General features: G+C 69.5%; 15 protein-coding genes and 1 pseudogene. 10 read left to right on the top strand and 6 right to left on the bottom strand.

Annotation, left to right across the window (positions count from 1 at the left end):
• Positions 1–529: superoxide dismutase family protein (locus HR086_RS29865; protein WP_174467337.1), on the top strand; the 529-nt coding region annotated here is incomplete at its 5' end.
• Positions 530–587: 58 nt separating this feature from the next.
• On the opposite strand, the gene HR086_RS29860 is transcribed toward HR086_RS29865, so the two are convergent.
• The 3 genes from HR086_RS29860 to HR086_RS29850 all read right to left on the bottom strand — a co-directional run bounded on the left by HR086_RS29860 (position 588) and on the right by HR086_RS29850 (position 5,315).
• Positions 588–2,177 (bottom strand): serine hydrolase, encoded by a 1,590-nt coding sequence (locus HR086_RS29860; protein ID WP_174467336.1) that lies wholly within the window; start codon positions 2,175–2,177, stop codon positions 588–590.
• Between the two features lie 72 nt (positions 2,178–2,249).
• Positions 2,250–4,529, bottom strand: coding sequence for a glutamine amidotransferase (locus HR086_RS29855; RefSeq protein WP_174467335.1), 2,280 nt, complete (start codon positions 4,527–4,529; stop codon positions 2,250–2,252).
• Between the two features lie 27 nt (positions 4,530–4,556).
• A complete protein-coding gene (locus HR086_RS29850; protein WP_141640713.1) occupies positions 4,557–5,315 on the bottom strand; it encodes a DUF4159 domain-containing protein in 759 nt (252 codons plus the stop codon).
• 57 nt (positions 5,316–5,372) lie between these two features.
• On the opposite strand from HR086_RS29850, the gene HR086_RS29845 reads away from it, so the two are divergent.
• The 4 genes from HR086_RS29845 to HR086_RS29830 all read left to right on the top strand — a co-directional run bounded on the left by HR086_RS29845 (position 5,373) and on the right by HR086_RS29830 (position 9,575).
• On the top strand, positions 5,373–5,636 hold the full coding sequence (locus HR086_RS29845) for a molecular chaperone DnaJ (RefSeq protein ID WP_174452941.1): 264 nt from the start codon (positions 5,373–5,375) through the stop codon (positions 5,634–5,636).
• 72 nt (positions 5,637–5,708) lie between these two features.
• Positions 5,709–6,419, top strand: coding sequence for a hypothetical protein (locus HR086_RS29840; RefSeq protein ID WP_174452940.1), 711 nt, complete (start codon positions 5,709–5,711; stop codon positions 6,417–6,419).
• Positions 6,420–6,512: 93 nt separating this feature from the next.
• Complete coding sequence (locus tag HR086_RS29835; RefSeq protein WP_174467334.1) at positions 6,513–7,982, top strand: hypothetical protein; 1,470 nt, start codon at positions 6,513–6,515, stop codon at positions 7,980–7,982.
• A gap of 24 nt (positions 7,983–8,006) precedes the next feature.
• Positions 8,007–9,575, top strand: coding sequence for a beta-ketoacyl synthase N-terminal-like domain-containing protein (locus HR086_RS29830; protein WP_141640717.1), 1,569 nt, complete (start codon positions 8,007–8,009; stop codon positions 9,573–9,575).
• A gap of 19 nt (positions 9,576–9,594) precedes the next feature.
• On the opposite strand, the gene HR086_RS29825 is transcribed toward HR086_RS29830, so the two are convergent.
• Together HR086_RS29825 and HR086_RS29820 are read right to left on the bottom strand one after the other, a co-directional pair.
• Positions 9,595–10,164: a hypothetical protein gene (locus HR086_RS29825; protein WP_141640718.1), complete on the bottom strand. Its 570-nt coding sequence runs from the start codon at positions 10,162–10,164 to the stop codon at positions 9,595–9,597.
• A gap of 77 nt (positions 10,165–10,241) precedes the next feature.
• Entirely contained in the window at positions 10,242–11,354 is a 1,113-nt protein-coding gene (locus tag HR086_RS29820) for an RNA polymerase factor sigma-32 (RefSeq protein WP_141640719.1), read from the bottom strand.
• A 68-nt stretch (positions 11,355–11,422) separates the two neighbouring features.
• Here HR086_RS29820 and HR086_RS29815 point away from each other — a divergent pair, with 68 nt between their 5' ends.
• The gene (locus HR086_RS29815; RefSeq protein ID WP_174452937.1) at positions 11,423–13,864 is read left to right on the top strand and encodes a DEAD/DEAH box helicase; all 2,442 of its coding nucleotides are present in this window, start codon (positions 11,423–11,425) and stop codon (positions 13,862–13,864) included.
• Positions 13,865–13,984: 120 nt separating this feature from the next.
• Here the strand turns inward: HR086_RS29815 and HR086_RS29810 are convergent, their stop codons facing one another.
• A complete protein-coding gene (locus tag HR086_RS29810) occupies positions 13,985–14,482 on the bottom strand; it encodes a helix-turn-helix domain-containing protein (RefSeq protein ID WP_141640721.1) in 498 nt (165 codons plus the stop codon).
• A gap of 96 nt (positions 14,483–14,578) precedes the next feature.
• Between HR086_RS29810 and HR086_RS29805 the strand changes: the two genes are divergently transcribed.
• From HR086_RS29805 to HR086_RS29790, 4 genes and pseudogenes are all read left to right on the top strand, one after another.
• Positions 14,579–15,808: a Glu/Leu/Phe/Val dehydrogenase gene (locus HR086_RS29805; protein ID WP_141640722.1), complete on the top strand. Its 1,230-nt coding sequence runs from the start codon at positions 14,579–14,581 to the stop codon at positions 15,806–15,808.
• 130 nt (positions 15,809–15,938) lie between these two features.
• Complete coding sequence (ilvA, locus tag HR086_RS29800; protein WP_174467333.1) at positions 15,939–17,156, top strand: threonine ammonia-lyase; 1,218 nt, start codon at positions 15,939–15,941, stop codon at positions 17,154–17,156.
• A 45-nt stretch (positions 17,157–17,201) separates the two neighbouring features.
• Positions 17,202–18,635: a peptidase MA family metallohydrolase gene (locus HR086_RS29795; protein WP_174464411.1), complete on the top strand. Its 1,434-nt coding sequence runs from the start codon at positions 17,202–17,204 to the stop codon at positions 18,633–18,635.
• Between the two features lie 140 nt (positions 18,636–18,775).
• A pseudogene (locus HR086_RS29790) lies at positions 18,776–19,500 on the top strand (hypothetical protein); the annotation flags it as partial.

Here is a 19,500-nt window from a genome sequence, read left to right as displayed (position 1 = left end):
GGCCCCCGCGGCCCCGCCGCCCGCCGCGCCCGCGCAGGAGACTCCCGCTCCCGCACCCGCGAAGAAGGTGATTCCGCCGGGTGAGACGGCGAAGGCGCCGGTGAAGGACGCGCAGGGCAAGGACGTGGGCGAGGTCACCTTCGAGCAGACCAAGCAGGGCGTGGTCATCAAGGGCACGCTGCATGACCTGCCTCCGGGTCAGCATGCCTTCCACATCCACGAGATGGGCAAGTGCGAGGCGCCGGACTTCAAGACGGCGGGCGGCCACTTCAACCCGACGAAGAAGGCGCACGGGATGATGTCGCCGAAGGGCAAGCACGTGGGCGACCTGCCCAACCTCCACGTGGGCCAGGACGGCAAGGTGCAGTTCGACACGTTCTCCCAGAACGGGCTCACCGTGAAGTCGCTGTTCGACAAGGACGGCTCCGCGGTCGTCGTCCACACCAAGGAAGACGACTACCAGACGGACCCGACGGGTGATGCCGGCGGCCGCATCGCGTGCGGCGTGGTGGAGAAGCAGCAGCCGTAACGCGTCGTCCGCGAGGAGGCCCCGCCTGGCATCTCGGCCAGGCGGGCGGCTCCCGACCTCAGTGCACCGGCAGCGCGACGGCGCTCGGGGCCTCCTTCACGGGCGTGAAGAGCAGGTCCTGGAAGTCGAAGCTGAAGTCGGTGAGCGGCGAGACAGGCTGCATCCGCATCTCGCCCACCGTGCCATCCGGCTTCAGCGAGAAGGACACGAAGGCATCGGCGTTGAGCGAGCGGTCCTTCCAGCGCGCGACGAAGGTGTCGTATTGCCAGTGCTCCAGCTCGCCGACGAGGCCGGGCGTCCTGCTGAAGCGCAGCACCAGCTTCTGCGCCTCGCGCGTCAGCGTCACGTCGCCGTACCACGCGTCGCGGAACTTCCCCGCGTAGGCCTCGAGCGGCAGCGACGGCTTGCTCTCGGTCTTCCTGCCCTCCTTGAGGCTGGCGACCTGTCCCTCCGCCTTCGCCTTCTTCGCGTCGTCATCCGCCTTGAACGCGGCGACCCAGTCCGTCGCGGGCGCGCCCATGAACGCATCCAGCACCGTCCACACCGGGACCTCAATCGTGCCGCGCTCCTCCTGGTTCGTCAGCACGGCGATGCCCAGCCCCAGCTCCGGCACCAACATCACCCGTGAGTAGTAGCCCGGCAGCGCGCCACCGTGGCCCACCAGCTTGTAGCCCCGGTAGTCCCGCAGCGACCAACCCAGTCCATACGCGGCGAAGTTCGCGCGCAGCGCCGCCAGGGGCTTGGAGGGCTCGGTGACGGTCATCACCGTCTGCGCGGCCCACATCTCGCGGGACTGGCCCTCGCTGAACAGCCGCTTCTTGCCCTCGGTGCCGGGAATCACACCCCGGGCCAGCTGCGTCAGCATCCACTTCGACAAGTCGTTGACGCTGGAGTTGATGGCCGCCGCGGGCGCGTTGTTGTCGAAGCCCATGGCGGGGATGGTCTTGAGCACGCCATCCGCCTTCGCGTGCGGCGTCGCGATGTTGCTGCCCACGCGCAGCGCCTTCGACAGCGTGCTGCTGTCGCGCATGCCCACCGGCGTGAAGATGCGCTCGCGCACGAAGTCCCGCCAGTGCCGGCCGCTCACCTTCTCGATGACCTTGCCGGCCACGAGGTAGAGGATGTTGTCGTAGTTGTAGCGGCTGCGAAAACTCGTCGCCGGGCGGATGTGCCGCAGCTTGGAGGCAATCTCGTCCTCCGTGAAGGTGGACTGCGGGAAGTAAAGCAGGTCTCCCGCGCCGAGCCCCAGCCCGCTGCGGTGGACGAGCAAATCCCGCACCGTCAGCTCGCGGGTGACGTACGGGTCGAACATCTGGAACGACGGCAGGTGGTCGACGACGCGGTCGTCCCACTGGAGCTTGCCTTCGTCGACGAGCATCGCCAGCGCCGCCGCCGTGAAGGCCTTGCTGTTGGAGGCGATGCCGAACAGCGTGTCCGCCGTCACCGGCGCAGCGTCACCCAGCCTGCGCACGCCATAGCCCTTGGACAGCACCACCTTGCCGTCCTTCACCACGGCCAGGGCCACGCCCGGCACGTCGAAGGTCTTCATCGCCTTCTGAATCGTGGCGTCCAGGTCCGGGGGCAGCGACTGGGCGAACGTCGGGGACAGCGGAAGGAAGACGAGCAGGAGCGCGAGGACGTGACGCACGAGGACTCCGAGATGGGGTGCGGGTCGTAAAGCCCCTGTCTACCCCACCTCGTGGACGCGCCCCAGCGCCCCCTAGACGTAACCGAAGCGGCGCCGCGCGAACCACTCCGCGCCGAGCAGCCCGATGAGCGCGACGAGGTAGTACCAGCGGTCCCACAGCGGCTGGTCCTTCGCGCGCCCCACCTCCACCACGGGAGGGTCCAACAGCGGCATGTCCGGCAGCCCGTCCTGCGGCAGCTTGTACGCCTTGCCGCCCGTCACCTTGGCGATCTGCTCCATCAACTCCGGCCGCACGGAGGCGTCCGACAGCTCCGGCCCCACGGCGCGCACCGCCACCGCGTCCTCGCCCTTGCCCAGGTCCGTCTCGCCCTTCTTCGCCGTCGCGAGCAGCTTGTACGGCCCCGGCTCCGGCGGCGCGAACTCCAGCCGCACCACGCCGTCCGGCCCCGTGGCGCCCGTCTGCACCGCCACCGGCTTCTGCGTCGCCACCGAGAACAGCTCCACGCGCACCTGCGCGTCCTGCGCGGGCTGGTAGTCGGAGCTGCGCGCCTGCACCACCACGGCCACCGGACGCCCCGGCTCCACCGACGGCGGGTCCGCTGTCACCTTCAGCGTCGTCAGGTCCGGGTCCCTCACCAGCCACCGCAGCGCGTTGCCCCAGAAGCGGTCATACGCGCGGCTGGGCGAGCCATCCCGGTGCGCGGCGAAGGCCCAGTACCACGACGCATCCGTGGCCATGACGAGCGCTCGGCCCCGGCCATAGTCCCAGACGGCGACGAGCGGCGCGTTCTTCCCATTCGCGGTGAGATGCGGATGCTCCAGCAACACGGTGGCGCCAGGGCGCGCATACGTCAGGTTGGCGCCCGGAATCGGCGGCAGCTCTCCCCACGCGGCCTCGGTGCTGGACGCACCCGTGCCAATGGCCGTCACCGGGTGGCGCAGGCCCTCCGGCGTCAGTCGCGCGGTGAAGGGCTCCACGTTGGCGGGGCCCGCGGCGGCCACGGGCAAGGCTTCCATCAGCGTGGGCATGGTGGCGCGGCCCTCGCCCAGCACGCTGTCGCCGCCAATCATCACGAAGGCGCCGCCGTTGTGGATGTAGCGCTCCAGGTTGCGCTCGTACTCGGCGATGGAGAGCGTCGGGTCCGCGTGTCCGAAGTTCTGGAAGATGACGACGTCGAAGGTGTCCAGCTTCGTGTCGAAAATCTCCTCCATGGGGAACGGGATGAGGGACAGCTCGCGCTCGTTCGCCACGCCCGGGTCATCCGACAGCGTGCGCAGGATGTAGAACGAGATGAGGTCCACGTTGGCGTCCTGCTTCAACAGGCCGCGCAGGTAGCGCTCATCCCAGGACGGCCGGCCCACCACCAGCAGCACGCGCACGCGGTCCCGGATGACCTTCAGCGTGAAGGAGCGGCTGTTGTTCTCCGTCACCGCCTCGTCCGGGAAGGTGGGCACCGTCACCGTGTAGACGAAGCGCCCCGTCTGGTCCGGCGTGAAGGTGAAGGACACCGGCTTCACGTCGTCGTTGGTCTCCAGGCGCACCGTCTTGGTCGCCACCGTCTTGCCCTCCTGGCTGAGGACAATGGGAATCTCCCGGCCCCGGAAGCCGCGGCCGTGAATCTCCGCCTCCACGGTGAGCGAGTTGCGCACGAAGGCGAAGTCATCCACCTTCAGGCCTTCAATCGCCAGGTCCTTCAGCGCCTCCTGGCCCACGGTGAAGGTGGAGACCGGCACGCCCAGGTCCGCCAGCGCCGCGCGCGCCCGGCCCACCACGCCTGACTTCAACTCCGTGTTGTCCGCGCCGTCGCTGAACAGCAGCACGCCGGACAGCTTGCGCGCGCCCTGCCCCGCGCCCGCCGCCGCACGCAGCGCGGCCAGCAGGTCCGTGGTGCCCGCGCGAGGCGGCTCCTTGGCCAGCGACGCGGGCGTCACCGGCGCCAGCTCCGGGTCGAACCCGTACATCTCCACCGTGAAGCGGTCCTGGAGTCCCGCGAGCGCCGGCGAGGCCTTCTCCAGGAAGGTGGCCACCTCCGCGGCGCGCGTGGGGCCTCCGGGCTCCGAGGGGAAACCCATGGACGCGGAGCGGTCCACCAGCACCGCGACGCGGTTCTTCATCCGCGCCACCTGCAAGTGCCGGATGCCGGGCTCCAGCAGGAAGAAGAGCGCGGCCACGCCCGCGCCCACGCGCAGCGCCCACAAGAGGACGCGACGTCCACGCGAGGGCTCGCGGCGCACGCCCCAGGCGGCCAGCGCGACTCCCAGGAGCAACCCGAGCGCGAGGAACACCAGCGCCCACGAAGGCAGGGGAGAGAGGCTGACGAGCTTCCAGGCGTTGAAGGTGGGGGAATTCATCCAGGCTCTTGGCGTAGGGCCGGTGTTTCAGCGCCGCTTGTTGAGGATGAGCTGCAGGTGGACGGCGTCGTCCTTGTAGTCCAGGCAGAGGGCGTACATGCAGACGTTGATGCCCAGCCGCACCGCCAGCTCCCGCTGCGGCTCGCCGCCGGGGCTCACGTCGAACTCGTAGTCCCCGGACTCGTTGCGGCTCCACGCCCCGGCCACGTCGTTCTGCGAGTAGAGCACCGCCGCGCGCTTGCCCAGGCTGGCCGCCATCATCTGCGGCTTGTTGAGCAGCCGGCCCGGCGCCGCGTCCAGCAGGAAGAAGGACTTGAACACCACGTGTCCCGAGGGCACCTCCGCGAGCGGGTTCTGCGGCAGCACCCGAGCCATCTCCCGACGGAAGCTGGCGTCGAACCCGTCCCCGTCGCTGCCGTCGTTGGCGTCCGCCAGCATGAAGCCGCCGTACGTCAGGTAGCGCCGCAGGTTGGAGACCTCCGCCTCGTTGAGCGGAGGGAAGGCCCCGTCACCGCCGAAGTAGAGGAAGGGGTACTCGAAGAGGTCCGGACTGCTCAGCGCGAAGGGGCGCGCGTCCGGCACCACCTCCACGGACGTGCGGCGCTGGAGTTCCCACGCGATTCGCCGCAGGCCGGACAGCCGCGCATCCCAACGGCCGCCGTGTTTCGCCACCGCGGGGATGAAGCGGTTCTTCTCGCCGAACGCGTGCGCACGCCCCGCCAGCAACGGAGCGAGCGCGGCGGAGCCGAGCAGGAGGTTTCGACGGGTCAGACGCCGCACGGACATAGAGCGCATCTATATACCGTCGACGGGTACTCGCATTCCCCGGTATAGAGCGGGCCCATGGCAAAAGGCGGACAGACGCCCGAGCAGCCCGGCTCTCCCGAGGTCCGGGCGGCCTGGGCTCGCAAGGAGGCAGGCGACGTCGCCGGCGCGCGACGCGAGGCCGAGCGTCTGCTGGCGGGCAGTCCCACCCCCGAGGACCGGGCCGAGGCGGAGGAACTGCTGCGCCGCACCTCCACCCCCAAGGCCCTCTTTGGCTTCGCCCTGCTCGCCGCCGCCGTCTTCGTCGTCCTGCTGCTATTGGCCTTGACCCGCTACGCTTAAGCTACATCGTCGGCGCCCTCGTGCCCCCTGGGGGCAAACGTCGGGTGCGCCGCAATGCAAGGAGTTGGAGCCATGGAAGGCCTCCTCCAGGCCCTCAAGGCCTATCAGGAGCTCAACCCGTCGGGCTGGGTCGGCATCTACCGCCTGCTCCCCATGTGGGCGGGCATCGTCTGCTGTGTCGCCGGGGTGACGCTGCTGCTGGTGGGCGGAGGCCCCCGGGTGTTCCGGGTGCTGGCCGGGCCCATCGGCGCGCTCCTGGGGCTGGTGTGGACGGGCGCCGTCACCGCGAAGCTGGGCCTGCCGGACCTGGACCCGCGGGCGCCCTCCATCGTCGCGGCCGTGCTCCTGGCGCTGGGCTTCCTCTTCCCGCCCGCCATCACCTTCGTGGGCCTGGGCGTGCCGCTGGGGCTGTTGGCCGGGCAGATCGCCGGGCCGCAGGACTTCCTGCTCGGCTTCGCGCCGGGGTTCATCATCGGCGGGCTCGTCGGCGCGCTGCTGCACCGGGTGGTCAGCGCCCTGGTGGCCTCCGCGGTGGGCGGCTGGGTGCTCGTCATCGGCGCGCTGGCGGCGCTGCACCAGTTCGGCGGGCTGGTGGCCGCCGTGGCCAGCAGGCCCTGGGGCGTCATCGTCGCCGCCGGCCTGTTCGCCGTTGCGGGCGCCGTGTACCAGCTCGCCATGCGCCCCTCCCCTGAAGAAGCCGACAAACAACGCGGGGAAAAGGAGCGCGCCAAGCTGCGGCAGGCGGAGCAGCGGGCGCTCGAGAAACGTTGGGGGGTCAAGTAGCCGACCTCCGACGGGCGCCGGCCGCGCTTTACCTCCAGCGTCGTGGCGCGTACATTCCGCCGCCTTTCCCCCCGGAAAACCCCCGAAGGATTGATGGGCCAGGTCAGGCGCAAGGAGTCGGAGAAGAAGCAGGAGTCCCCCTCGGAGCCCGCCCCCCGGCAGGAGCCCACCGCGAGCACCGCGTGGGTGAAGCCGGAAGGGATGTCGCGCCGGGGCTGGGCCGTGCTCGCCGCGCTGGTCCTCGTCATCCAGTTCCCCCTCATCCACTACGCCCTGTTCCGCGGAGACGCGGACGTGACGGCGACAGTGCCCTACACCCAGGACTTCGCGGACCCGGGCGTGGTGAAGCGGGACTTCTTCTCCGTGGGTGGCTACTGGCGGGTGATTCAGGGCGAGCTCCTGGCACCGGGCGTGAAGAACAACCCGCTGTGGCTCCAGGCGCCGCTGCCGGACGACGTGGCCATCGAGTTCGACGTGCGCTCGGAGCTGCCCGAGGGTGACATCCGGGTGGAGGTCTTCGGCAACGGCGTGGACCCCAGCTCCGGGTACGTCCTGGTGCAGGGCGGGTTCAACAACTCGATGTCCGTGCTGGCCCGGCTGGACATGGGCGCGCCCAACATCGACGCGCTCAAGCGCCGCGCGGCGCGCAAGGCCGGAGCGCAGGGTGACAAGGCGGACGAGGGCGCGAAGACGGACGCCGCGGACATCGCCTCCGTGTTCAAGGACGACACCCGCGTCCGCGTGGAAGCGCGCGGCACGCCGGTGCAGGCCGGCCGCACGTACCACTGGCGCATCGAGCGCCGCGGCACGCTCCTCCGCTGGAGCATCGACGGAGAAGCCTTCCTGGAGTTCGATGACCCGCGTCCCCTCAAGGGCAAGGGCCATGACCGCCTGGGCCTGTCCGGCTTCGAGTCGCAGATTTTCTACGACAACCTGCGCGTGGACTCGCCGGACCGGATGCCCGCCCGCGTCGCGCCCCCCGCGCCGGTGATTCCTCCGGGCCCGTACGCGGACGACTTCAACCGCGACACGCTGGGAGACGCGTGGAACGTCACCAACCCCTCCGCCACGAAGCTGGTGGACGGCGCGCTGGTGGTGGAGATGCTCCACAACCGCCCCGTGTGGCTCAAGCGGCCCATCCCCCGCGACGCGACGATTGAGTTCGACGCGTGGACGGACAGCCCGGACGGCGACATCAAGATCGAGGCGTGGGGTGACGGTCGCTCCTTCTACGCCGGAGACCTGCGCCTGCAGTACACGGCGACGGGCTACGTGTTCATCTTCGGCGGCTGGCGCAACACGCAGTCGGCCATCGCCCGACGCAGCGAGCACACGCCGGACCGGGTGACGCGCGACGGGGCCTCCGTGGTGCCCGGCAAGCGCCACCACTTCAAGCTGACCCGACGCGCAGGCACCCTCTCCTGGGAGCTGGACGGGCAGCCGTTCCTCACCCTCCAGGACCCCTCGCCCCTGGAAGGGACGCGCAATCAGTACTTCGGCTTCTCCGGCTGGAAGAGCCGGGTCCACTTCGACAATCTGAAGATCGAGCCGCTCGCCCCCTGAGTAGCGGCCAAGGAAAGTCACACCGTGCGCAGAGTTGGCATCTTCGGCTGGGGCGTCGTCGCCCCCCGGTCCAGGAACATCGAGGCGTTCGAGAGGAACCTCACGTCCTCCGAAAGCTGGCTGTCCCCTTTCAACGGCTTCGGGCCGGACAACTTCCTCGTCGGCACGCCGGAGTTCGAGCTGGCCGACTACAAGCCCTGGATTGACGAGCGCTTCCCGGCCAACCGCTTCTCGCAGTTGGAGCGGAAGATGGGGCAGCCGACGCAGTTCGCCATCGGCGCGTTCATCCAGTCGCTGTCGCAGAACCCCGGCCTGGAGCAGGAGCTGCAGGCCCTGGGGCCCCGCGCGCACGTCTACGTGGGCACGGGTCTGGGCGACCTGCCCACCATCCAGTCCATCTCGCTGGATTTGTACCGCGCCCAGCGCCGGTGGGACCGCTTCTGGTCCGCGCCGGAGCGCAACGCGGTGATGCGCAAGTGGCTGGAGACGCGCGAGCCCCTGGCGGGCCTGCCGCCAGAGCCGTCGTCGGTGGAAGAAGGCATCCGCGACGAGGCCGAGGACGCGTGGTGGCACTTCTGGACGGCCCAGTCCACGGAGCTGCGCGAGTACCTGGCGGAGCTGCGCGACATCGAGGCCATCGGCGTGCCGGACGGCGCCGACGTGGAGTCCGCGAAGCTGGCCGTCATCAAGGAGAAGCGCACCCGCAACGCCCGGCTGCAGAAGAAGTGGAGCGCGCCGGAGCCGCCCTGGAACGCCGTCTCCTCCAACGTGCTGTGGAACATCCACAACACGCCCGCCTCGCAGATTTCGATGCTGGGTCAAATCACCGGCATGACGTTCGCTCCCGTCGCCGCGTGCTCGTCCTTCGGCTATGGCCTGAAGCTGGCCATGAACTCGCTCCAGCTGGGCGAGGCGAAGGCCGTGGTCATGGGCATGACGGACGCGGCGCCCAACCCGCTCGTCGTGGGCGGCTTCTACAACGCCCGCGTCATCTCCGCCGACGCCGCCATCTCCAAGCCCCTCACCGCGCTGCGCGGCACGCACATCGCGGGAGGCGCGGTGGTCTGGGTGCTGGGCGACTACGACTACTTCACGTCCAAGGGCTTCAAGCCACTGGGCATGGAGCCCGTCTCCGTGGGCGTCACCGCGGACGCGGACCACATCATCACCCCGTCCAAGGAAGGCCCCACCCTGGCCATCCGCGAGGCGCTGGCCGCCGCGGGATGTTCGGCCGACGACGTGGGGAGCTGGGACTTGCACGCCACCGCCACCCCGGGTGACTACCTGGAGGTGCAGAACCTGCGGGACGTGCTGCCCGCGTCGGTGCTCATCACCGCGCGCAAGGGCACGTTCGGCCACGGCATGTCCGCGGGCGGCGGCTGGGAGCTGACGGCGCAGTACCTGGGCTACGGGCGCGGGCAGGTGTTCCCCACGCCGCTGAAGCCCAAGGAACTCAACCAGCAGATTTCGCGCGTCCACGGCCGCTTCGTGTTCGACGAGGCCGTCGCGGCGCCCGCCGGCTGCGCGGGCAAGCTGTCCATGGGCGTGGGCGGCATCAACGCCTGCGTCATCTCCCGGCCCTGGAAGAAGTGACGCCACGCCGCCGCGAGACTCAGGGGTGGGCGCTCACCGCGTCCGCCTCCAGCTTCGCGGCCGACGCCGGGTCGATTCGCTGGAGCAACATCAGCTCCAGCTCCAAGTCGCGCGCGTAGTTCTGCTGGGTGGGCAGCACGCCGCTGGTGGTGGAGTCGAGGCGGGCCTGGGCCTGCTCCTCCTGGGCGCGCTGCGAGCCGCCGGTGGCGATTCGCTGGTCCACGTTGCCCACGCCAATGTTCTGGGCCACCCGGTTGCCCCGCATCACCCGGAGGATGGCGCCCCCGGAATTGAGCGTGAGGCCCTCGACGAGGAAGCGCGAGGAGGAGGTGGGCCCCAGGGTACCGCCTCCGGAGTCGCGCCACTCCGTCTCCAGCACGAAGCGGCCCGGCATCTCCTTCCACGAGTAGCCCTGCTCCTTGAGCAGCGCCTTCACGTCGGGCCAGAAGTCCGGCAGCGGCCGTCGGTAGACATGGTCCGCCGCCTTGTCGCGCAGGTAGTTCTGCCGAAGCGAGCCAGCACAACCCACAAGCGTCAGCAACGCGGCGACGACGAGACACACGCCCGAGGCGCGGAAGATGCGGCCCATGGAGAACCCCCAGGAGGAAGCGGTGACGACAGCGGGCAGCATAGCGCTCCCCGCCCTCGCCGCGCGCTCCCGCCCCCTCAAGCCTTGGGCGACGCCACCAGGTCGAAGTCGGGGATGTGTTCACGCATGAACTCGCGCATCCGCTGGATGAGCGCCGCCTCTATCTGCCGCGCGCGCTCCCGGCTGACGCCGTACTTGTCGCCGATGTCCTGGAGCGTCAGCGGCTCATCGGAGGTGAGGCGGTTCTCGAAGATGAAGCGCTCCTTGCCCTCCAGCGTACGGGAGAACTCGGCGAGCTTCTCGCGGAAGAGGGCCTTGAGCTGCTCGGCGCCCAGTCGCTCGTCGGCGGGGATGGCGCCCGACGGCAGGTAGCGGTCCGCGCGGGTGCCTCGGGAGCCCTCGTCGTCCCCGCCCAGCGGCGCGTCGATGGAAAGCTCGTCGTGGCCGAGCCGCTGGTCCATCTCCACCACGTCCTGCTCGGTGACGTTGAGCCGCTCCGCCAACAGCTTGGGGCTGGCCTCGAAGCCCTGGGCGACGAGCTTGTCCTGCTCCTGGCGCAGCTTGAAGAAGAGCTTCCGCTGGGCCTCCGTCGTCCCCAGCTTCACCATCTTCCAGTTGTCCATGATGTAGCGAAGGATGTACGCCCGAATCCACCAGGCCGCGTAGCTGCTCAGCTTCACGCCCCGCTCCGGGTCGTACTTCTTCACCGCCTGCATCAACCCGATGTTCCCCTCCTGGACCAGGTCCAACAGGGAAAGCGGGTTGCGGTGGTACTCGTGGGCCAGCTTCACCACGAGCCGCAGGTTGGAGGCCACCAGCCGGTAGGCGGTGCGCACATCGCCCGTGTCGCGGTAGTGGCGCGACAGCTCCAGCTCCTCCTCGCGCGTCAGCAGGGGGTGGCGCTGCACCTCCGTCATGTAGGCCTGGAGGGGGTCCCGGTTGGAGAGCGCTGATTCGCTCGACTTGACGAGGGCCCGGGAGGGCACGGGCCTGACCACCTCCACCTCGGGCTCCGCGTCAACCAGCTCGGCCACGTCCGGCTCCAAGGAATCCGGGTCCGACGCTGTCTGGGCCCCTGGCTCCTCCACCTCCGCCTCGACGACCTCCGCCTGGGCGGGCGCGCTGCCCGCCGCCCGCTTCGCTCGGGGCCGGGAAGTCGTTCCTTTGGTTCTTTTCCCTCCACTCGCCATGGGCGCTCCATACCCCAAAGTGCCGCGATTGTTGCCAGAGGGTAATGCAGGAGCTATGCCCCTGCTTGATGAGCGACATCCAAGAGCCCACCGCGCCGGGCAGCCCGGCCACCGAAGAAGCCCCGACCCGTCCCGCCGAATACATCGCGGACATCGGCTTCGACGAAATGAACCTGTCAGAGCCCCTCCGCCGCGCGCTGGCGGAGCGCGGCTACACCCATCCCACCCCTGTCCAGGCCCGGGCGTTCCGGCCGGTGATGGAGGGCAAGGACCTGATTGTCCGCAGCAAGACTGGCACTGGTAAGACGGCCGCGTTCGGCCTGCCGTTGCTGGAGAAGATTCCCGCGGACGAGAAGCGCGTGCGCGCCCTCATCCTCTGCCCCACGCGCGAGTTGGCGATGCAGGTGGCGGACGAGCTGCGGTCCCTGGGCAAGAACAAGGGCGTGAAGGTGGCGGCCATCTACGGTGGCGCCTCCATGAAGCAGCAGGAGGACGCGTTCGAGGAGGGCACGCCCATCATCGTCGGCACGCCCGGCCGGGTGTTCGACCACATCAACCGGGGCAACCTGAAGCTGGACGGTTGCGACCACGCGGTGCTGGACGAAGCCGACGAGATGCTCAACCAGGGCTTCTACGAGGAGGTCACCCGCATCCTCGACCGTCTTCCGAAGGCGCGTCAGGTGCTGCTCTTCAGCGCCACCGTCCCCACTGACATCCAGAACCTCATCGCCCGGTACACGACGAACGCGGAGACGCTGCTGTTGTCCGGCGACGTCTTCACGGTGGAGCACATCCACCACGTCCGCTACGACGTGTCGGACGCCTTCCCCAAGCCGCGCAACCTCATCTACATCCTGGAGAAGGAGGAGCCGCCCAACGCCATCATCTTCTGCAACACGCGGGATGACACGGCGCTGGTGACCGCGGTGCTCAACCGCAACGGCTTCGACGCGGAGCTGCTCAACGGAGACCTGCCGCAGAAGGAGCGCGAGCGGGTGATGGGCAAGGTGAAGCGCGGCGAGGTGGCCTTCATGGTCGCCACGGACATCGCGGCGCGCGGCATCGACATCTCCGGCCTCGAGTACGTCATCAACTACTCGCTGCCCGAGGACCCGGCCGTGTACCTGCACCGTGTCGGCCGCACCGGCCGCATCGGCAACAAGGGCACCGCCATCAACCTCTTCTCCGGGCGCGAGCTGGCGACGTACACCGTGCTGGAGAAGAAGTACGGCATCAAGTTCGAGAAGCAGGAGATGCCCGCGCCCGAAGAGGCGATGCGTCTGTGGACGGAGCGCCACGTGCGCGAAATCCAGGAGGCCTCCGGCTCCTCCATCTTCGAGGGCTTCCTGCCCCTGGCCGCGCAACTGAAGAACAAGCCGAACGCGGACGACCTGGTCGCCTTCCTGCTCAAGTACTTCTTCAGCCGCATGCGCATGGAGAAGGCCCAGCAGGCCCAGGAGACCGAGCGCCGCGAGCCCGCGCCCGAGCGCAAGAGCGAGAGCCGGAGCGAGGGCCGTGGACGCGGCGGGCGCGACGACAAGCGCGAGCGCGGCGGTGAGCGTCGCGAGCGAGAGGACCGGCGTGAGCGGGCGGAGAAGCCCATGGCCCGCCCGGAGCACCCGGACCGCGAGCGCCGTCCGCGTCGTGACGAGCCCCGTCGGGAGAGAGACCCGGGCGCGAGCCGAGGCGCCGCGGCGCTGGAGGCCGGCCCTGGCGAGGTGAAGCTGTGGGTCAACCTGGGAACGGCGGACGGCCTGGGGCCGGGCAGCATCGCCACGGCCCTGGAAGACGCCGGCGCGCCGCTGGGGAAGATGGTGCGCGCGGAGCTGCGCCCCACCTTCGCGTACGTCTTCGTCGCGGAGGACGACTCCCCGGGGTTCGAGACGCTCAACGGCAAGCAGCACGGCACCAAGACGCTGCGCGTGGAGAAGAGCAAGCCGCGCACCGAGCGCGAGCCCGGCACCCGTCCGCCCCCGTCTCCGGACGCGGGCCCCGGCGAGGTGAAGCTGTGGACCAACCTGGGCATGGATGACGGCATGGACGAGGCGAAGCTGCCCGCCGCGCTGGAGGCCGCGGGCGCGCCCGCCGGCAAGGTGCTCAAGGCGCTCTTGCGCCCCACCTACGGCTACGCCTACGTGGCCGAGGCGGACGCTCCGGCCTTCGAGGCGCTCAACGGCAAGCTGCATGGCGACAAGCCCCTGAAGCTGGAGCGGCACCGCCCGCGCGGCTCGCGCGAGGAGCGTCGTCCGCGTCACGAGGCACTGCCGGACCTGCCGGGCCAGGTGCGCCTGTGGGTGGGCCTGGGCAGGCAGGACGGGCTGGATGAGGCGGGCGTCACCGCCGCGCTCGAGGCCGCGGGCGCTCCGGCCGGCAAGGTCGCGCGGATGGACCTGCGCCCGACCTACGCGTACGTCTTCGTCGCGGACGAGGACGCCGCCGGGTTCGAGACCACGCACGGCAAGCAGCACGGTGAGCGCACGCTGAAGGTCGAGCGCGCTCGCAAGAAGTAATCCGGTGCTTTCCCCGGGAGGCACGTGCTTCCCGGGGCCGCCGCGAGCCAGGACTCGGAGCAGGCGTCTTGCTGGCCTGGGCGCTTCCGAGATGGCTCGGGGATGCGCCCCCTTCTCGGGTCAGGCGCCTTCCTGCTCCGCGGCCTTCCTGCGTCGGGCCCGGTGGTAGTGGGCGGTGCACAGGCCTCGGGCCAGCACGGGCCGCTCGCACTCGGGCTCCTCGCAGCGCGCGGGCTCGGGCCCGGTGGGCCGCGACGGAATGGGGCCCGCGCTGAACATCACCTCCGCCACTTCCAGCAGCCGGTCCACGTCCTGTCGCGACAGCCGGCGGACCCGGGCGAAGCCCTCCAACCGGTGGGCTCCCGCGTCGTCCACGTCATCCAGCCGGAGCAGCTCCCACAAGGGCAGCTCCAGCGCGACGGCCACCTGGAGGAGCGTCTCGTAGCTGGGGCCTCGCTCTCCGCGCTCCAGCAGTGACGCGAAGGACACGGAGATGCCACACCGGGCGGCGAAGTCTTCCTGGGTGAGGCCGCGTCGCTCTCGCAGCGCGCGAATCCGCCGGGCCAGGCCCTGCAGGTGTCCGTTCACCGCGGAAGCATCCGGAGGGCCGGGAGACATGGCAGTTTCCTATGGTAGCGCACCCCTTCTGTTAAGGTCTTTCGCGCGGGGCGGGACCGGTTGGACCCACCGCAGCCACCAGGAGCACTGCGAAACATGAGCGCCGTCGAGGGTACCAACTACTTCTTCCGCAAGGCCGCGCGGATCATGGACGTGGGCACCCCCATCGAAACGCTGCTCGCCACGCCGCTGCGCGAGGTGAAGGTCCAGGTCTCCATCGAGATGGACTCCGGCGAGATTCGCACCTTCCTGGGCTACCGGATTCAGCACGACAACAGCCGGGGCCCCATGAAGGGTGGCCTGCGCTACCACCCCGGCCTGGACCAGGACGAGTCCGCGTCGCTCGCGTCGCTGATGACGTGGAAGACGGCCGTCGTGAATGTGCCCTATGGCGGCGCCAAGGGCGGCATCGCATGCGACCCCTCCCAGCTGAGCCTCAAGGAGCTGGAGCGGCTGACGCGCAAGTTCGTCGACCAGATTCAGGACGTCATCGGCCCCACGCGCGACATCCCCGCTCCCGACGTCAACACCAACCCCCAGGTGATGGCGTGGATCATGGACCAGTACTCGCGCTACCACGGCCACTCGCCCGCCGTCGTCACGGGCAAGCCGCTGGAGCTCTACGGCTCCAAGGGCCGTGAGGCGGCCACCGGGCGCGGCCTGTTGTACGTGTGCCGCGAAATCCTCCGGGATTTGGGCCTGCCGGTGAAGGGCACGCGCTTCGCGATTCAGGGCTTCGGCAACGTGGGCAGCCACACCGCTCAGCTGTTGTGGGAAGACGGCGGCGTGGTGGTCGCCGTGTCGGACGTGCTGGGCGGCGTGCGCAACCCGCAGGGCCTGGACGTCCCCTCCCTCTTCGAGCACGTCAAGCGCACCGGCACGGTGACGGGCTTCGGTGGCGGCACGGCGTGTAGCAACGAGGACGTGCTCGGGGCGGACTGCGAGGTCCTCATCCCCGCGGCGCTCGGCCACGTGCTCACCCGCGACAACGCGAACGCGGTGCGCGCGCGCCTCATCATCGAGGGCGCCAACGGCCCCACCCAGCCGGAAGCGGACGAAATCTTCGAGAAGCGCGGCATCTTCGTGGTGCCGGACGTGCTCGCCAGCTCCGGTGGCGTCACGGTGAGCTACTTCGAGTGGGTGCAGAACCTCCAGCACCTGTCCTGGGAAGAGGACCGCGTCAACGCGGAGCTGGAGAAGACGATGAAGGAGGCCTACGAGCGCGTGGCGCAGATTGCCCGCTCGCGAAAGGTCTCCATGCGGACGGCGGCCTACATCCTCGCCATCGGCCGGGTGGGCAAGGCCACCGTGCTGCGCGGCATCTGACGCGCGCGGGCGTGCCCGTCCGTCCTCCCGCCGGGCGAGCCTGCCGCATCGCGGCAACCCGGGAGGGCGGGCACTCCGGTGCCGACTGTCCCTTCCGCCCGGGGCGCGCTTCCGCTACACGCGCACGCTCATGGTCACCCTCCAGGACATCCTCGCCGCGCGGGAGCGTCTGCGCGACGCCATCCGCCCCACGCCCTGCCCCGCCTCGGACTACTTCACCGAGCGGACGGAGTGCGCGGCGGTGTACTTCAAGCTGGAGAACCTCCAGCGCACGGGCGCCTTCAAGGAACGCGGCGCGCTCAACAAGCTGCTGACGCTGACGCCGGAGGAGAAAAAGCGCGGAGTCATCGCCGCGTCGGCCGGCAACCACGCGCAGGGGGTCGCCTACCACGCGCGTCGGCTGGGGGTGAAGGCCACCATCGTCATGCCGGAGCGCACGCCGCTCATCAAGGTGTCGCGCACGCGGGATGAGTACGGCGCGCGCGTGGTGCTCAAGGGCTCCAACTACGACGAGGCCTACGCGGAGGCGCTGCGAATCCAGCAGGAGGAAGGGCTCGTCTTCGTGCACCCCTTCAACGACGCGCATGTCATCGCGGGCCAGGGGACGCTGGGGCTGGAGCTCTTGGAGCAGTGGCCTGACGTGGAGGTGGTGCTGGTGCCCATTGGCGGAGGCGGGCTCATCTCCGGCGTGGCGTGCGCGCTGAAGGAGAGCAAGCCGGGCGTCATCGTGGTGGGCGTGCAGACGTCCACCATCGACAGCATGAAGGCGTCGATTGAAGCCGGGAAGCTGGTGGAGCTGCCCGCCGCGGGGACCACCATCGCGGATGGCATCGCCGTGAAGAGGGTGGGGGAGCTCACCTTCCCCATGGTGCGCAAGTACGTGGACGCGGTGGTGTCGGTGGACGAGGAGGAGATCGCCGCCGCCATCCTCACGCTGCTGGAGCAGGAGAAGAGCGTGGTGGAGGGCGCGGGCGCGGTGGGCGTGGCGGCGGTGCTCAATGGCCGCGTCCCCCAGGCCAAGGGCAAGCGCACCGCCATCATCCTGAGCGGCGGCAACATCGACATGAACGTCATCAGCCGCATCATCGAGCGCGGACTGGTGAAGGCCGGACGCCTGGTCCAGCTCGAGGTGCGGCTGCCGGACAGGCCTGGGATGCTCGCGCGGCTGACCTCGCGCATCGCCGACCTGAGGGCCAACGTGGTGGACCTCCACCACGAGCGCGCCTTCTCGAAGGCGGGGCTGGGCGAGGCCATGGTGGAGGTGACGCTGGAGACGACGGGTCCGGCCCACATCCGCGAGCTGGAGCAAGCCCTGGAGGAGCTGGGCTGGCAGGTGGCCCGCAAGTAGCTGGGGTCTTGCGCGCACGCGGCGGGGCTCGGCCATACTGGGGACATGCGTTTCCTGTTCGTCGCGCTCCTGCTCGCCACCACGCCGCAAACGCCCGCCCAGAAGGCGAAAGAACTCTCCGGACAGAAGTCCTGGGAGGAGCTGTATCTGGCCTTCGCGTCAGGGGATGCGAAGGCGGTTCCGGCGGAGCAGCGGGCCACGGTCTCCGGCGCGCTGGTCAAGGGCTGCCAGGCGCTGATGAAGGACGACACGGTGATGGCGTACTCGATGGGAGAGCGCGCCATCCTGTACGAGGAGTCCGCGCCGGCCATCCGCTGCCTGGCGAGCGCCGCGCGCAAGACGGAGCAGCGGGCAGCGGCCGAGTCCGCCCTGGTGAAGGGCGTGACGCTCTTCCCCAAGGACGGGAGCTTCCCGCTGGAGCTCGGCAAGCTGCTGCTGGAGGAGCAGGACTTCGTGGGCGCCCAGGCGGCGTTCGAGAAGGTGCCTCCCCGCGCGAAGGAGTCGGCCGAGGCCAAACGACTGCTCCAGAAGGCCCGCCAGCAGACACTTCAGGAAGACGCGGCCCGGTCCGAGGCCACGCGCATCTCCCGGCGCCTTGGAAGCTCCGCCCCTCAGCCCGGGCAGGCACGTCCCGCGAGCGCGATGGGGGGCGAGGAGGCCTCCGTCGTGTCACTGGAGACGCGGCCGGGGATGACCCTCCGGGGGCCCAAGCTCGGCTTCGAGTCCGGGGTGGACGCCAGGGGCATGCGGGTGCGTTCCAACAGCCGGTTCGTCATCAGCTACTTCAACAATGATCGCGACTTCGGCCAACGTGCTGACTACGAGGGGCACATCGTCGAGATTCTCAGCGATGCCTACCACTTCACCCGAGGCGTCCTGGGCGAGGCACGCGAGACCCCCGTGTCCGTCGTGCTCTACACCGGCCAGGAGTTCGCGACGGCCTTCGGTCCGCGCGTGGCGAGGGTCGTGGCTGGGAAGTATTTCGAGAACGCCATCGCCATCAACAACGCCAAGGAGCTGACGAAGGAGACCAAGGCCACGATCATCCACGAGTACGTCCATGCCACGGTCGCCGACATCTGCGGAGGGGGCGACGGCGACATGGTCCGCCTTCCCCTCTGGTACAACGAGGGGCTTTCCATGTTCGTGGAGTGGAAGTACCTGGACGTCCCGGGCCCCGACCTGGAGATGGTGGATCAGATGCGGACGGTGCTCGCCGACCCAACCCTGTCCCTCATCAGCGTCAAGCAGATGATGAAGGTCTCCCCGATCAACACCCCCAGCGCGACCATGGCGTATGCCATCTCCGGAATGGCGGTCCAGGAGCTGATGCGCCGGGAGGGCGCCCACCGCCTGCTGACCCTCACCCGGGATGTGTGCAAGCGGCAGGTGCCCTTCGAGGCGGCGCTGAAGACCCACTACGGAATGACCCTGGAAGACCTCGATTCGGAGATCGAGAAGATCGTCCGGCAGAGGTAGCGGCCGGGCAAGCTTGGTCCATTTGGTTTACCCCTCCCCGGGAGTCTCCTACACTCGCAGCCCCCCCATTTGCGCTGCGACGGTAACCGGGCAGTCCGCCGTCCGCAGCAAGGTGACGGATGTCGGACACGCGTGCAGCAATGAGAGAATTTCGCTTCCTCGACGAGAAGCGGAAGCTGGGCAGCCTGTCTCCCGTGGAGGAGGCGCGCTGGGGAGAGCTGCGTGGCCTCCTCGGCATCCAGGACACCCCCGCGTCCGACGCCTCCACCTGGCAGCAGCAGGAGGCGGCGCCCCAGGGCTACTACGCCGCTGATGGCCAGTGGTACGCCTACCCCGCTGGCTACGAGCAGCAGCCCCAGGGCTACTACGCCGCTGATGGCCAGTGGTACGCCTACCCCGCTGGCTACGAGCAGCAGCCCCAGGGCTACTACGGCGCCGACGGCCAGTGGTACGCCTACCCCGCCCAGGGCTACGACCCGAACCAGGGTTACGATCCGAATCAGGGTTACGCGCAGCCGGGCTACGACCCGAACCAGGCCTACGACCCGAATCAGGCCTACGCGCAGCAGCAGGGTTACGATCCGAATCAGGCCTACGCGCAGCAGGGCTACGATCCGAATCAGGCCTACGCGCAGCAGCAAGGCTACGACCCGAATCAGGGTTACGCACAGCAGGGCTACGACCCGAACCAGGGTTACGCGCAGCAGCAGGGTTACGATCCGAATCAGGCCTACGCGCAGCAGCAGGGGCATGATCCGAACCAGGGCTGGCCCGCCGCCGAGCCGCATGAGGCCCAGGCCACCGACCCCGCGCAGCAGTCCTACTACGCGGGCTACGAGCAGCCGGCCCAGGCCCCCTACACGCC

Source organism: Myxococcus sp. CA039A (assembly GCF_013336645.1).
Lineage (GTDB): Bacteria > Myxococcota > Myxococcia > Myxococcales > Myxococcaceae > Myxococcus > Myxococcus llanfairpwllgwyngyllgogerychwyrndrobwllllantysiliogogogochensis.
The sequence above is the reverse complement of the archived record's forward strand: the minus strand, read 5'-3'. Positions and strand labels throughout refer to the sequence as shown.